Origin of the sequence: Moorena sp. SIO4A1 (genome assembly GCF_010672065.1) — a bacterium.
Lineage (GTDB): Bacteria > Cyanobacteriota > Cyanobacteriia > Cyanobacteriales > Coleofasciculaceae > Moorena.
On sequence record NZ_JAAHHX010000960.1, the window covers coordinates 1 to 1,133 of the forward strand.

Here is a 1,133-nt window from a genome sequence, read left to right on the forward strand (position 1 = left end):
TGGTACCTATCAAGCCAAAAATCTCGCCGGGATACACCTCAAAGTCAATGCCATTGACAGCAGCCAATTTATCGTAATACTGTCGTAATCCTTTTACTTGAATAATGGCTTGATTTTGTTTCATTCCGGTGTTTTAGTTTGTTGAATCCTTTGCTAATACCCTGGGGGCGACAATTATTAGTTAATTATTAGACAATAATAGTAAGCTATTAGCTAACTAAAACTACTAAAACTAATTAGAGGGTATGGGAAGGAAATCGTAACCGCTGGAAGTGTTTGGATTCGGACGAATTTTTACCAGTTGGACTGAGCCATTGCGATCGCCTGAACGCAAAAACCGAATTGAACCAGATACTCCAGGCGCTACAAAGTCTGAGGATGATAGGGCTTCTTGAACACCAGCACGAGTAGGATTACGTTTGAGGGCTTCTATCAAAGCTTGGGTTCCATCGTAAGCCATGGCTGTGCGCCAGTTAACCTCGGCATTCCAAAGGGCTTTGGATTTACGGACAAAGTCTGACTGAGGGTTGCTATCAATATCCCAAAAAACAGCTACCACCATTTCAACAGCGTTTTCTGCACCTTTATCTAAAGTTTTGGGAGAATACATTACATCTCCTCCCAACAGAATTAGACGTTTACCATTGACCTTAACAACCTCCAAAGCTTGATCTAGAACTGCTGGGTTAGGAGCTAAAAATAGCACCTGTGCTCCCCGCTCAATCGCTTGTTGTACAAGTGTAGCAGGATTAAAATCTCGATTGGAGATGTCAATCTCATCAACAACTTGTCCTCCTCCTAGGGAAACCGCTGTGACAAATTCAGTTTTGATAGACTTGCTGTAGTCACTCTTAGAATTATAGAAAACCGCTGCATTCTGCTTATTCAAATGGGTGAGCATGTACTTAGCTAAGGCTCTGGCTGAAAACGCATCATTTGGGACTGAGCGAAATACATAGGGGCTAAAGTTTGACAACTTTACGGAAGTACTAACCGCAGAGATAGCTGCTAGTTTACCGGAATTATATACTTCTCCTGCGGCTAAGGTTACACTGCTAGCGGAATGACCAATTACACCTAATATTTCCGGATTGTTGACCAACGCTGAAGCAATTTTTTTAGCAGTATCGGGA

At 42.2% G+C, this 1,133-nt stretch carries 1 protein-coding gene; it reads right to left on the reverse strand.

Annotated features, from left to right (window positions below; all coding sequences use genetic code 11):
- Window positions 1-232: 232 nt before the first annotated feature.
- Window positions 233-1,133, reverse strand: a 901-nt coding sequence (locus tag F6K53_RS44450) for an ABC transporter substrate-binding protein (RefSeq protein WP_293087326.1), incomplete at its 5' end; no start/stop codon positions are given.